The organism is Pseudescherichia sp. AS216 (assembly GCF_037152055.1).
Classification (GTDB): Bacteria; Pseudomonadota; Gammaproteobacteria; order Enterobacterales; family Enterobacteriaceae; genus Pseudescherichia.
The window spans coordinates 78859-92340 of the sequence record NZ_JBBCMV010000009.1; the positions used below are offsets into that span (position 1 = coordinate 78859).

A 13482-nucleotide genomic window follows, 5' to 3' on the forward strand; every position below is an offset into this window, starting at 1 on the left:
TTTCCTCGTAGTCATTGATCAAATATCATCTTATGTTACTTTAAATATTACATGATATTTATCACTAACAACGAGGCCGTTATGCACAACGCTGAACAAACGCCGGAATGCTTCTGGGAGTCGCACTACGATGCCATGTCCCCTGTGTCTAATGGTATTCCGGGAAAAATTCTGGTGCGCTTCACCGAAGGATTAACACCGGGTAACGCACTGGAACTGGGCTGCGGACGGGGAGATGATGCGGTCTGGCTAGCCAGGCGGGGCTGGCAGGTAACGGCGGTGGATCTTTCTCATCGGGCGCTTGAATATGCTTCGGCAAACGCCGAGCGCGCGGGCGTTCATATTACTTTCGAATGCCATGACCTCACGCAAAGCTTCCCGGCAGGTAAATATGATCTGATTGTCGCCTCCTTCCTGGAGTCACCGCTAGACTTCGATCGTGCCACCATTTTCCGTACCGCGTTGGGTCATACTGCTCCAGGTGGTCTCCTCCTCATAACTTCACACGGTAAGGCTCCGAGCTGGTCCAAACACCCACGCCCGTTCCTTTCAGCCAGTGAGGTTCTTGCCACGCTGAAGCCACTGCCACAAGGTTGGAAAGTCGAATTTTGCGAAGAGGTTTCACGGGTGATGGCAGGGCCAGAAGGGCAGCAGGATGAAGTATCCGACTCAGTGGTGGCGCTGCGTCGCGAATAAAAAAACGGCCCGGTAGCGAGATGCTTACCAGGCCTACGATTTTGCACTTCTGTAGGTCGGGTAAGCGTGGCGCCACCCGACCCTTTTTCGATCAACCCGCTACGGCGATACGCTTCATATCGGTCATATAGCCGCGCAGCTTCTGGCCCACCTTCTCGATCTCGTGGCTGCGGATTGCTTCGTTCACGTCACGCAGCTGGGCGTTGTCTACCGCCGTGCCCTCTACCGCTTTGCCCAGATCGCCCGCCTGCAGGGTGGTCATGAACTCTTTCAGCAGCGGTACGCAAGCGTAGGAGAAGAGGTAGTTACCGTACTCTGCGGTATCGGAGATCACCACGTTCATCTCATACAGACGCTTACGCGCGATGGTGTTGGCGATCAGCGGCAGCTCGTGCAGCGACTCGTAGTAGGCGGACTCTTCAATGATGCCGGAATCGACCATGGTTTCAAATGCCAGCTCAACGCCCGCTTTCACCATGGCGATCATCAGTACGCCCTTGTCGAAGTACTCCTGCTCGCTGATTTTGCCGTCAAACTGCGGGGCGGTCTCAAACGCGGTTTTGCCGGTCTCTTCGCGCCAGGTCAGCAGGTTCTTATCGTCGTTGGCCCAGTCGGCCATCATGCCGGAGGAGAACTCGCCGGAGATGATGTCATCCATATGCTTCTGGAACAGCGGAGCCATGATCGCTTTCAGCTGTTCGGAGAGCGCATAGGCACGCAGCTTCGCCGGGTTAGAGAGGCGATCCATCATCAGGGTGATGCCGCCCTGCTTCAGCGCTTCGGTGATGGTTTCCCAGCCGAACTGAATCAGTTTCTCAGCGTAGGCCGGATCGGTACCCTCTTCCACCAGCTTGTCGAAGCACAGCAGCGAGCCCGCCTGCAGCATACCGCAGAGGATAGTCTGCTCACCCATCAGGTCAGATTTTACTTCGGCAACGAAGGAGGACTCCAGCACGCCCGCACGGTGGCCGCCGGTGGCCGCAGCCCAGGCTTTAGCGATCGCCATGCCTTCGCCTTTCGGATCGTTCTCCGGGTGCACGGCGATCAGCGTCGGCACACCAAAACCACGCTTGTACTCTTCACGTACTTCGGTGCCCGGACACTTCGGGGCAACCATCACCACGGTGATATCTTTACGGATCTGCTCGCCCACTTCCACGATGTTGAAGCCGTGGGAGTAGCCCAGCGCCGCGCCATCTTTCATCAGCGGCTGTACGGTGCGTACCACGTCAGAGTGCTGCTTGTCTGGCGTCAGGTTAACCACCAGGTCCGCCTGCGGGATCAGCTCTTCATAGGTACCTACTTTAAAACCGTTTTCAGTGGCTTTACGCCATGACGCACGCTTCTCAGCAATCGCCTCTTTACGCAGCGCGTAGGCGATATCCAGACCGGAGTCACGCATGTTCAGGCCCTGGTTCAGGCCCTGAGCGCCACAGCCGACGATAACCACTTTTTTACCCTGCAGGTAGCTCGCGCCATCGGCGAATTCATCGCGTCCCATAAAGCGACATTTACCCAACTGGGCCAGCTGCTGGCGCAGGTTCAGTGTATTAAAGTAGTTAGCCATGATCATACCTCGTGATGTTGTGTCGTGCTTATTGTTCGGTTCGCGTTCTCGCGAGAATGAACCCACTATATGACAGGAAATGCGTTGCTGAAATTGATATATTCACAATATGACATTGCACTTTCTGCAACGTAAACACAGAGGCTCTGCATATGGATCTGCGCGATCTAAAAATCTTTCTCCACCTGGCGGAGAGCCGCCACTTCGGCCGTAGCGCACGGGCGATGCACGTCAGCCCGTCGACGCTGTCACGGCAGATCCAGCGCCTGGAGGAGGATCTCGGCCAGCCGCTTTTTGTGCGAGACAACCGCACCGTTACCCTGACCGAGGCGGGTGACGAACTGCGGACCTTCGCCCAGCAGACCCTGCTCCAGTACCAGCAGCTGCGCCACACCATTGACCAGAAGGGTCCTTCGCTCTCTGGCGAGCTGCGGCTGTTCTGCTCGGTCACGGCGGCCTACAGTCATCTGCCACCGATCCTTGACCGGTTCCGCGCCGAGCACCCCTCGGTTGAGATCAAACTGACCACCGGTGATGCCGCCGATGCGGTAGAGCGCGTGGTCACCGGCGAGGCGGATCTGGCGATTGCAGGTAAGCCAGAGGCGCTGCCCGGCGCGGTGGCCTTTTCGATGCTGGAGAATCTGGCGGTGGTGCTGATTGCCCCGGCGCTGCCCTGCCCGGTACGCAGCCAAATCTCGGTGCCAGAGCCTGACTGGTCGACGGTGCCCTTTATCATGGCCGATCAGGGGCCGGTACGAAAACGCATTGAGCTGTGGTTCCGGCGGCAGAAGATCAGTAACCCATCGATCTATGCCACCGTCGGCGGCCATGAGGCGATGGTCTCAATGGTAGCCCTCGGCTGCGGCGTGGCGCTGATCCCGGAGGTAGTGCTGGAAAACAGCCCGGAGCCGGTACGCAACCGCGTGATGATTTTAGAGCGCAGCGATGAGAAGACGCCGTTTGAGCTTGGCGTCTGCGCACAAAAAAAGCGGCTGCATGAGCCGCTTATTAGCGCGTTCTGGGAGATCCTGCCGAACCCTTAACCGGCGAGGAAGAAGCGGAACGCCGGGTTATCGCTCTCGTTATGACAGTAGTAACCCAGCTCGCTTAGCCGGGTTTCGAAATCCGGCTCGTGTTCCCCCAGCTCAAAGGCGGCCAGCACGCGGCCATAGTCCGTACCGTGGCTGCGGTAGTGGAACAGGGAGATGTTCCAGTGGGTGCCCAGCGTATGCAGGAACTTCAGCAGCGCACCGGGAGACTCAGGGAACTCAAAGCTGTAGAGACGCTCCTTAAGCGGCTTCGACGGACGCCCCCCCACCATGTAGCGCACGTGCAGCTTGGCCATCTCATCGTCGGAGAGATCGACCACGCTGTAGCCCCCCTCGCTGAGCAGAGCAAGGATCTCTTTACGCTCCTCCAGCCCGCGGCTCAGGCGCACACCGACAAAGATGCAGGCGTCGTGGGCATCGGCAAAGCGGTAGTTGAACTCGGTCACCGAGCGGCCGCCCAGCAGCTGGCAGAACTTCAGGAAGCTGCCCTTCTCTTCGGGAATGGTGACCGCCAGCAGCGCTTCACGCTGTTCACCCAGCTCGCAGCGTTCGGAAACGTAGCGCAGACCGTGGAAGTTGACGTTCGCCCCGGAGAGCACGTGCGCCAGCCGTTCACCGCGGATGTTGTGCTGGGCGATGTACTTCTTCATGCCCGCCAGAGCCAGTGCGCCGGAAGGTTCCGCTACCGCCCGCACATCCTCGAACAGATCCTTCATGGCGGCGCAGATCGCGTCGCTGTCGACGGTAATGATATCGTCGAGATACTCCCGGCAGAGGCGGAAGGTCTCGTCGCCGATGCGTTTAACCGCCACCCCTTCGGCAAATAGCCCAACCCGGGGCAGATCCACCGGCTGCCCGGCGTCCAGCGCGGCCTTCAGACAGGCAGAGTCTTCCGCTTCCACTGCAATCACTTTAATCTGCGGCATCAGCTGTTTGATAAGCACCGCCACGCCTGCCGCCAGGCCACCGCCGCCAACCGGCACAAAGACGCGGTCAATGTGTGCGTCCTGCTGGAGCAGCTCCAGCGCCAGCGTACCCTGTCCGGCAATCACCATCGGGTGATCGAACGGCGGCACCCAGGTAAAGCCTTGCTGCTGGGCCAGCTCGATAGCCTTCGCTTTTGCCTCATCGAAGTTAGCGCCGTAGAGCAGCACTTCGCCGCCAAAGTTGCGTACCGCATCGACTTTAATATCGGCGGTGGCTACCGGCATGACGATCAGCGCCTTCACCCCAAGACGCGCGGCAGAGAACGCGACGCCCTGGGCGTGGTTGCCCGCCGACGCGGTGATCGCGCCCCGCGCCTTCTGCTCGTCGGTGAGCCCGGCCATCATGGCGTAGGCACCGCGCAGCTTGAAGCTGTGTACCGGCTGGCGATCTTCACGCTTCACCAGGATCACGTTATCCAGCCGCGACGAGAGCTTCTCCATCTTTTGCAGCGGCGTGACCTGCACCGCTTCATAGACCGGCGCGCGCAGTACCGCCCGCAGATACTCCGCCCCCTCGGGGGCGGCGGACAAGGGTTGGGATTCGGCCACGGTTAGCCTCCCAGTTTGGATTTATCGCGTACCGCGCCTTTGTCTGCGCTGGTTGCGAGGCTGGCATAGGCGCGCAGCGCGAAGGAGACCTGGCGCTCACGCGCTTTCGGCGTCCACGCTGCCGCACCGCGTGCGTCCTGTGCTTCCCGACGTGCGGCCAGCTCCTGATCGCTTACCTGCAGCTGAATGCCACGGTTTGGGATATCGATGGCAATCATATCGCCATCTTCAATCAGCGCGATGTTGCCGCCGCTGGCGGCTTCCGGGGAGACGTGGCCAATAGAGAGGCCAGAGGTGCCGCCAGAGAAACGTCCGTCGGTGATCAGCGCGCAGGCTTTGCCGAGGCCCATTGATTTCAGGAAGGTGGTTGGGTAGAGCATCTCCTGCATTCCCGGCCCGCCTTTTGGCCCTTCGTAGCGGATCACTACCACGTCGCCCGCCACAACTTTACCGCCGAGAATGGCTTCTACCGCATCGTCCTGGCTCTCGTATACTTTCGCCGGGCCGGTAAATTTCAAGATGCTGTCGTCCACGCCGGCGGTTTTAACGATGCAGCCGTTTTCGGCAAAGTTGCCGTACAGCACCGCCAGCCCACCGTCTTTGCTGTAGGCGTGTTCCAGCGAGCGGATACAGCCTTCAGCGCGATCGTCATCCAGCGTGTCCCAGCGGCAATCCTGCGAGAATGCCTGGGTAGTACGAATGCCCGCCGGACCCGCGCGGAACATCTTTTTCACCGCCTCGTCCTGGGTCAGCATCACGTCATACTGCTCCAGCGTCTGCGGCAGCGTCAGGCCAAGTATGTTTTTCACTTCACGGTTCAACAATCCCGCACGATCCAGCTCGCCCAGGATACCCAGAACGCCACCCGCACGGTGCACGTCTTCCATATGATATTTCTGGGTACTTGGTGCGACCTTACAGAGCTGCGGCACCTTGCGAGAGAGCTGGTCGATGTCGGTCATAGTGAAATCAATTTCTGCTTCCTGGGCCGCCGCCAGCAGGTGCAGCACGGTGTTGGTGGAGCCGCCCATGGCGATATCCAGCGTCATGGCATTTTCAAACGCGGCTTTGCTGGCGATGTTGCGCGGCAGCGCGCTCTCGTCGTCCTGCTCGTAATAACGTTTAGTGAGTTCAACAATACGTGACCCGGCATTGAGGAACAGCTGCTTACGATCGGCGTGGGTCGCCAGCAGCGAGCCGTTGCCCGGCTGCGACAGGCCCAGCGCTTCCGTCAGACAGTTCATGGAGTTAGCCGTGAACATGCCGGAGCAGGAGCCACAGGTCGGGCAGGCGGAACGTTCTACCTGCTCGCTCTGCTCGTCGGACACTTTCGGGTCCGCGCCCTGGATCATGGCATCGACCAGGTCGAGCTTGATGATCTTGTCAGACAGCTTGGTTTTTCCGGCCTCCATCGGGCCGCCGGAGACAAAAATAACCGGAATGTTCAGGCGCAATGAGGCCATCAACATCCCCGGGGTGATCTTGTCGCAGTTGGAGATACAGACCATGGCGTCCGCGCAGTGGGCGTTGACCATGTACTCCACCGAGTCGGCGATCAGCTCGCGAGACGGCAGTGAATAGAGCATGCCTCCGTGGCCCATCGCGATGCCGTCATCGACCGCAATGGTATTGAACTCTTTCGCCACGCCGCCTGCGGCTTCAATCTGCTCGGCAACCAGCTTGCCCAGGTCGCGCAGGTGCACGTGGCCCGGCACAAACTGAGTAAATGAGTTCACCACGGCGATAATCGGCTTGCCGAAGTCGGCGTCGGTCATCCCAGTGGCGCGCCACAGCGCGCGGGCACCTGCCATGTTACGGCCGTGGGTGGTGGTAGCGGAACGGTACTTAGGCATGCTTTACTCCCAACTCTATTTAATAAATGGGACGGTGCGTGCCGTCCCATATTTATGCTTATTGGTTAACCTGATCCAACCAGCCGTACTTATCTTCTGTTTCGCCGGTGAACAGGCCGAAGAACGCTTGCTGGATGCGCTTGGTTACCGGACCACAGCGGCCTTCGCCCACCTGGATACCGTCTACGCTGCGCACCGGGGTGATCTCGGCTGCGGTACCTGACATGAACACTTCATCGGCCAGATAGAGGGATTCGCGGGAGAGCACCTGCTCGCGCACTTCGATACCCAGATCCTTCGCCAGCTTGATGATTGCGTCGCGGGTGATGCCCGGCAGCGCGGAAGAGGTGAATGGCGGGGTGAACAGAATGCCGTCTTTCACTTCAAACAGGTTTTCGCCAGCGCCTTCAGAGATGTAGCCGTTAACGTCCAGCGCAATCCCTTCCTGATAGCCATGGCGGCGTGCTTCGCTGCCCACCAGCAGGGAGGAGAGGTAGTTACCGCCGGCTTTCGCCGCGGTCGGGATGGTGTTTGGCGCAACGCGGTTCCAGGAGGAGACCATCGCATCGATACCCTGATCCAGCGCTTCCGCGCCCAGGTATGCGCCCCATGGGAAAGCGGCGATGATCACATCGGTGCCGTAACCCTCTGGTGGGTTCACGCCCATGCCCACGTCACCCACGAAGACCAGCGGACGAATATAGGCGCTGGTCAGGTTGTTTTTGCGGATCACCGCCCGGCAGGCTTCCATCAGGTCATCAACGCTTTGTGAAACCGGGAAACGATAGATTTTTGCTGAATCACGCAGACGCTGCATGTGTTCGCGATGGCGGAACACCACTGGTCCTTTGTGCGAGTCGTAGCAGCGGATGCCTTCAAATACAGACGTACCGTAGTGCAACGCATGGGACATCACGTGTACTTTCGCTTCACCCCACGGAACCATCTCGCCATTGAACCAAATGTAATCAGCTTTCTTCGTCGTCATTTTTCTTCCTTTTGCGCTCAGGCGCGGATTTGTTGTGTTGGGGTTGAACGTTGTTGGATCTCAACGCGCGCCACGTCGACCAGTTTGCTCAACTGGCTAAACAGTAATTCGACAGAGCGCGGGCTGGCAACGGTCAATTCAATATTTATGCTCTGCGCATCGGTGGCTGTCTCCATATTCATGGCGCAAATCTGAAAGCCACGGTGGCGAACCACGCGTAAAACACGCTCTAACGTTTCCGGATTGAAGCGGGCCTGAACGGCGACCTGATGTTGCATCATGATAATTTCTCCAGCATTTGTGCGTTGCTTGCACCGGGTGGCACCAGGGGCCAGACGTTCTCAAGCTCATCGATTGAGACATGAAGCAGGTAAGGCCCCTCGCTTGCGAGCATGGCGTCAAGTGCCGCTTCAACCTGGTCTTTACGGGTGATGTGCTGGCCGGGAATGCCGAAGGCACGAGCCAGCATCAGGAAATCGGGGTTATCGGTCAGGGTGGTTTCGCTATAGCGCTCCTGGAAGAAGAGCTGCTGCCACTGGCGAACCATGCCTAAGCGTTGGTTATCCAGCAGGACAATCTTCAGCGGCAGCTGCTTTCGCTTCACGGTGCCCAGCTCCTGCACGTTCATCATGAAGGAGCCGTCACCGGAGATACAGATTACGGTATCATCCGGGCGCGCCACCTGCGCGCCAACGGCGGCTGGCAGGCCAAAGCCCATCGTGCCTAAGCCGCTGGAGGTAATAAAGTTTTCCGGACGGCTGTAGGTCATGTGCTGCGCGGACCACATCTGATGCTGGCCCACGTCAGTGGTGACCACGCTATCCTGCGGCTTGCGGTCGGAGAGCTGTTTTAACAGCAGTGGTGCATAGATGGCGTCACCGGGGTGATCGTAACGCCACGCATATTCATGGCGCATCTCTGCCGCGTGCTGACGCCATCCATCAACCGCTAACGGCTGCTGCAGCGCGGGCAGCAGCGCATTAAGATCGCCCTGCAGCGCAACGTGTGCCTGGCGCAGTTTGTTCATCTCTGCCGGGTCGATATCCATATGGATCACGCTGGCGTGCGGTGCAAAGGTGTTCAGCTTGCCGGTCACCCGGTCGTCGAAGCGTGCGCCTACGGCGATAAGCAGATCGCACTCCTGTACCGCCAGGTTGGCAGCTTTGGTGCCGTGCATCCCCAGCATGCCTAAGTAGTACGGGTAATCGGCCTCAACCGCCCCCAGCCCTTTCAGCGTACAGGTGGCAGGGATCTGCGTCGCGGCGATAAACTCCCGCAGCGCCGGAACGGCCTGCGCCATACCCACGCCACCGCCCACGTACAGCATCGGCTTCTGTGCCCGGGCTAACATCTTGCGGGCTTCCGCAACGTCGGCGTGTGGGAAGGCGTCATCATCTGCAACAGTAGAGAAATGCGGCTCCAGCTCACCCACGGCAACCTGGATATCTTTTGGAATATCGACCAGCACTGGACCTGGACGGCCTGAGTTTGCCACCTGGAACGCTTCCGCCATTACGCGCGGCAGCTCCTCCAGCGACTGCACCAAAAAGCTATGCTTGGTGCAGGCCAGCGACAAACCGAGGACGTCCACTTCCTGAAATGCGTCGGTACCCATAAACGGCGAGGCAACCTGGCCGGTGATAGCCACAACGGGAACGGAGTCGAGCAGGGCATCGGCGAGTCCGGTGATCAGGTTGGTGGCACCGGGACCTGACGTAGCGATGCAGACGCCTGTTTTGCCGGTAGAGCGGGCATAGCCGATGGCCGCCATGGCCGCTCCCTGCTCGTGGCGACACAGCAGATGTTCCACGCCGCCGTCATACAACGCATCGTAAACCGGCATAATTGCGCCGCCTGGGTAACCGAAGACCGTTTCGACCCCCTGCGCTCGCAATGCATGTACTACCCATTGTGCCCCATTCATAGTCAGTTCCCCGTCGTAAATCGTGAGAAACAGAATTTTGTGCTACAACGCATTCTTTGCTCCTCGCTGTTGTTTTAAGGCCATAAAAAAACCCCCGGACCTTTCGGTGCGGGGGTCTTAGTTCGTTAAGGCTTGTTTTTTAAGCCTTTCCTCGTCCAAGTGCAGCCCCGCACGGTGGGATAATAATCACCACCACGCTAATCACGACCAGGCTAATCACTCGTAGAAGGGCTGTCATTTTCTGTACTTTCTGGCTTCTTGTTCGAAGGAATACCTAAAGAGTTATCACAGTTTTTGCTAACGACACAAGATTTTTTTATAAGTTTTTTAGTGGCGTGGCGGCAAGTATTCATAAAACGTATTGTTTTATATAAGAAAAAGATTAAGTGAAAATAATTCACCTGCGAACGATTTTTCGCGGCTGCGCACCTGCTTCCAGCGTTAAGCATACGTTGCATCTCTGACACAATTAGTGCGGAACCCAGGCCGTAAAAACGCAGATGCGTAGCTGCCGGTGAAAAAACGCAGCGGCATAATCCTGCAGTCACAGGAGGAGCTATGTCACTGTCGGTTATCTATACCCGTGCGGCGTTGGGCGTCACCGCGCCGCTTATTACGGTTGAGGTGCATATTAGCGCCGGACTTCCCGGCCTTACCATCGTTGGGCTGCCAGAAACCACGGTCAAGGAAGCCCGCGATCGCGTGCGCAGCGCCATCATCAACAGTGGCTATACGTTCCCGGCAAAGAAGATCACTATTAACCTTGCCCCCGCCGATCTCCCTAAAGAGGGGGGACGCTATGACTTACCTATCGCTATTGCGCTTCTGGCGGCCTCTGAGCAGCTCAGTGCATCTCACTTAAGTCAGTATGAGTTTGTTGGCGAACTCGCGCTTACAGGCGCGCTCCGTGGCGTTCCCGGGGCGATCCCCAGCGCTCAGGAGGCCACGCGCGCCGGCAGACAAATTATCGTTGCCAGCGATAACGAAGCTGAAGTGGGACTCATCGAATCCGCCCACTGCCTGATCGCGGGACATCTGCAGGAGGTGTGTGCCTTTCTCGAAGGGAAACATCAGCTTCGGGAGGCCGTACCTGACATCGACGCCATTCCTGCAGCTGAAAACGATCTCAGCGACGTGATGGGTCAGGAGCAAGGTAAACGGGCGCTGGAGATCACGGCAGCAGGCGGGCATAACCTGTTACTGATTGGCCCACCCGGCACGGGTAAGACCATGCTGGCCAGCCGACTGAATAGCCTTTTGCCGCCTTTAGATAACCGTGAGGCGCTTGAGAGCGCGGCGATCCTAAGCTTGATCAATACCGCCATGCTAAAAAAACAGTGGCGGCGCAGACCCTTTCGCTCACCGCATCACAGTGCATCCCTGACCGCTATGGTAGGCGGGGGGGCAATTCCCGGGCCCGGCGAAATTTCGTTGGCGCATAACGGCATCCTGTTTCTGGATGAGCTGCCAGAGTTTGAACGGCGCGTGCTTGATGCTCTGCGCGAACCCATTGAGTCCGGACAGATCCATATTTCCCGAACCCGCGCCAAGGTGACCTACCCCGCCCGCTTCCAGCTGATAGCCGCGATGAACCCCAGCCCTACTGGCCACTATCAGGGGAACCATAATCGTGCAACGCCAGAGCAGACGCTGCGCTACCTGAGCAAGCTCTCCGGACCGTTTCTCGATCGCTTCGATCTCTCTCTGGAGATCCCCCTTCCCCCGCCGGGTCTACTGCGCCAGACGGATAATCGTAGCGAACCTGGCGAGGCGGTACGCGCCCGTGTGCTTGCTGCACAGGCGATCCAGTACCAACGGCAGCAGACGCTTAACGCCCGGCTTGAAAGCGCCGCTATACGCGATTACTGTCAGCTGGTGCCCGAGGATGCCGACTGGCTTGAAGAGACGCTTACGCAGCTTGGGCTATCGATACGCGCCTGGCAGCGCCTGCTTAAGGTGGCACGTACCATTGCCGATCTGGAAGAGAGTGAGACGATACGCAGAGAGCATCTCCAGGAGGCGCTGGGCTATCGCGCTATTGACCGCCTGCTCATTCACCTGCAGAAGATGATGGGATAAAAAAACAGGGGCCGTAGCCCCTGCATCTTAATCGTCGGATTCGGTGTAATCTTCCGCACCTTCCATCTGCGGCTTACCGCCGGAGAGGGTATGGAAGCGCTTCGGACGTTTAATGCGCGTCATGTACTTACTCCAGACGCGTTCCGCTTCGGTGACGGGCTCGCGTTGACCACGGCAGACGGCGACAAACAGCTCTTCCTCTTCGGTCATCGGCTCACGTTTACCGAGATCGAGTTCATTGAAAGCATAACCGTGCCGCTCCAGCAGCTGCGCCTCTTTGATGGTGAAATCACCATGACGAGAGAACCCGCGCGGGTAGTATTTGTTGTCGAAAAAACGATTAGTCGTCGTAAAGCTTTCCGCCATCCTACACACTCCTAATTCTTTGGCCGAGCTATTTATGGCGCGGAGTATTAGTTACGCTTGACAGAGTGTAAAACAAAACATTTAAATCATAACGACAAATAATTTTGCGGAGAAAGCTGTGGATACGGAATTGCTAAAAACTTTCCTGGAAGTAAGCAGGACTCGTCACTTTGGACGCGCTGCAGAAGCGCTCTATCTGACACAATCAGCGGTCAGTTTTCGTATTCGCCAGCTTGAGAACCAGCTTGGGGTAAACCTGTTCACCCGCCACCGGAATAATATTCGTCTTACGGTGGCAGGTGAGAAACTTCTTCCTTATGCAGAGATGCTAATGAATACCTGGCAAGCAGCGCGCAAGGAGGTAGCGCACAGTTCGCAGCACAATGAGTTCTCTATTGGTGCCAGCGCATCGCTATGGGAGTGTATGCTGAACGGCTGGCTGGGTCGGCTCTATCAGACACATAAAAGCTTACAGTTTGAGGCTCGTATCGCACAGCGGCAATCGCTGGTAAAACAGTTGCATGAGCGGCAGCTGGATCTGCTGATTACCACTGAAGCTCCTAAAATGGATGAGTTCAGTAGCCAACTGCTGGGGCATTTTGCCCTTGCGCTCTACTGTACCGTACCGTCGCGCCTGAAATCGACTCTGAACTACCTGCGGCTCGAATGGGGCCCTGATTTTCAACAGCATGAGTCTGGCCTGATTGCCAGCGATGAGATCCCGCTCCTGACAACCAGCTCTGCCGAAATTGCACGCCAGCAGCTAGGAGCGCTTGATGGCTGCACGTGGTTGCCAGTCTCCTGGGCTAAGGATAAGGCCGATCTGCATATGGTGGCTGATACGCTGACGCTCTCACGCCCGCTTTACGCTATCTGGCTGCAAAACAGCGACAAACAGAGCCAGATTAAAGATCTTTTAAAAAACAGTGTGATGGAATGATTCAAGGATACGGTGCAGGGACGCATCGTAGAGATGAGTTTGACAAGAGAGAGTGATAAGGGAGGGAACCCCAAATTGCAGGCAAAAAAAATCCTTTGCCTAAGCAAAGGATCTTAATATGGCAGGGGCGGAGAGACTCGAACTCGCGACACCCGGTTTTGGAGACCGGTGCTCTACCAACTGAGCTACGCCCCTAAATTTTCTTACTATTAAGCCTGCTATAACTGAGCAGGCTTAATTTTATAATAAGTGGCGGAACGGACGGGACTCGAACCCGCGACCCCCTGCGTGACAGGCAGGTATTCTAACCGACTGAACTACCGCTCCACCGAATTTCTTTGTCACTAACCGGGTATTGTGTCCCGGTTTACTTCAATTTGATGCCTGGCAGTTCCCTACTCTCGCATGGGGAGACCCCACACTACCATCGGCGCTACGGCGTTTCACTTCTGAGTTCGGCATGGGGTCAGGTGGGACCACCGCGC

At 57.6% G+C, this 13482-nt stretch carries 13 protein-coding genes, 2 tRNA genes and 1 rRNA gene; 4 read left to right on the plus strand and 12 right to left on the minus strand.

The window, feature by feature from the left end:
• Positions 1–81: 81 nt before the first annotated feature.
• Positions 82–696, plus strand: a complete 615-nt coding sequence (locus WFN61_RS19760; protein ID WP_222126339.1) for a class I SAM-dependent methyltransferase — start codon at positions 82–84, stop codon at positions 694–696.
• Between the two features lie 91 nt (positions 697–787).
• On the opposite strand, the gene ilvC is transcribed toward WFN61_RS19760, so the two are convergent.
• The gene (gene ilvC / locus WFN61_RS19765; protein WP_144819104.1) at positions 788–2263 is read right to left on the minus strand and encodes a ketol-acid reductoisomerase; all 1476 of its coding nucleotides are present in this window, start codon (positions 2261–2263) and stop codon (positions 788–790) included.
• A 152-nt stretch (positions 2264–2415) separates the two neighbouring features.
• Here ilvC and ilvY point away from each other — a divergent pair, with 152 nt between their 5' ends.
• Positions 2416–3306, plus strand: a complete 891-nt coding sequence (gene ilvY / locus WFN61_RS19770; protein WP_144819102.1) for an HTH-type transcriptional activator IlvY — start codon at positions 2416–2418, stop codon at positions 3304–3306.
• On the opposite strand, the gene ilvA is transcribed toward ilvY, so the two are convergent.
• The 7 genes from ilvA to ilvL form a co-directional block, all read right to left on the minus strand.
• On the minus strand, positions 3303–4847 hold the full coding sequence (ilvA, locus tag WFN61_RS19775; RefSeq protein ID WP_257759162.1) for a threonine ammonia-lyase, biosynthetic: 1545 nt from the start codon (positions 4845–4847) through the stop codon (positions 3303–3305). The genes ilvY and ilvA overlap by 4 nt on opposite strands.
• Positions 4848–4849: 2 nt before the next feature.
• Positions 4850–6700 carry a dihydroxy-acid dehydratase gene (ilvD, locus tag WFN61_RS19780; protein ID WP_144819098.1) on the minus strand — a complete coding sequence of 617 codons (1851 nt, stop codon included), beginning with the start codon at positions 6698–6700 and terminating at the stop codon, positions 4850–4852.
• Positions 6701–6758: 58 nt separating this feature from the next.
• Entirely contained in the window at positions 6759–7688 is a 930-nt protein-coding gene (locus WFN61_RS19785) for a branched-chain amino acid transaminase (RefSeq protein ID WP_257759161.1), read from the minus strand.
• Positions 7689–7705: 17 nt separating this feature from the next.
• Positions 7706–7969, minus strand: a complete 264-nt coding sequence (gene ilvM / locus WFN61_RS19790) for an acetolactate synthase 2 small subunit (protein ID WP_042395027.1) — start codon at positions 7967–7969, stop codon at positions 7706–7708.
• A complete protein-coding gene (gene ilvG, locus WFN61_RS19795; RefSeq protein ID WP_257759160.1) occupies positions 7966–9612 on the minus strand; it encodes an acetolactate synthase 2 catalytic subunit in 1647 nt (548 codons plus the stop codon). Before ilvG ends, ilvM begins: the two co-directional genes overlap by 4 nt.
• Before the next feature lie 2 nt (positions 9613–9614).
• Positions 9615–9665, minus strand: coding sequence for a peptide IlvX (ilvX, locus tag WFN61_RS19800; RefSeq protein WP_208674148.1), 51 nt, complete (start codon positions 9663–9665; stop codon positions 9615–9617).
• A gap of 86 nt (positions 9666–9751) precedes the next feature.
• Entirely contained in the window at positions 9752–9850 is a 99-nt protein-coding gene (gene ilvL / locus WFN61_RS19805; protein ID WP_001311244.1) for an ilv operon leader peptide, read from the minus strand.
• A 320-nt stretch (positions 9851–10170) separates the two neighbouring features.
• Here ilvL and WFN61_RS19810 point away from each other — a divergent pair, with 320 nt between their 5' ends.
• On the plus strand, positions 10171–11691 hold the full coding sequence (locus tag WFN61_RS19810) for a YifB family Mg chelatase-like AAA ATPase (protein WP_238082114.1): 1521 nt from the start codon (positions 10171–10173) through the stop codon (positions 11689–11691).
• 27 nt (positions 11692–11718) lie between these two features.
• Here WFN61_RS19810 and WFN61_RS19815 read toward each other — a convergent pair whose 3' ends face one another.
• Positions 11719–12057, minus strand: a complete 339-nt coding sequence (locus WFN61_RS19815) for a DUF413 domain-containing protein (protein WP_144819090.1) — start codon at positions 12055–12057, stop codon at positions 11719–11721.
• A 118-nt stretch (positions 12058–12175) separates the two neighbouring features.
• Here WFN61_RS19815 and hdfR point away from each other — a divergent pair, with 118 nt between their 5' ends.
• On the plus strand, positions 12176–12997 hold the full coding sequence (gene hdfR / locus WFN61_RS19820) for an HTH-type transcriptional regulator HdfR (RefSeq protein WP_257759158.1): 822 nt from the start codon (positions 12176–12178) through the stop codon (positions 12995–12997).
• A 119-nt stretch (positions 12998–13116) separates the two neighbouring features.
• On the opposite strand, the gene WFN61_RS19825 is transcribed toward hdfR, so the two are convergent.
• From WFN61_RS19825 to rrf, 3 genes are all read right to left on the minus strand, one after another.
• Positions 13117–13192: transfer RNA gene (locus tag WFN61_RS19825), tRNA-Trp, on the minus strand.
• Positions 13193–13247: 55 nt separating this feature from the next.
• Positions 13248–13324 (minus strand) — tRNA-Asp (locus WFN61_RS19830).
• A gap of 55 nt (positions 13325–13379) precedes the next feature.
• Positions 13380–13482 (minus strand): 5S ribosomal RNA (gene rrf, locus WFN61_RS19835); the annotation flags it as partial.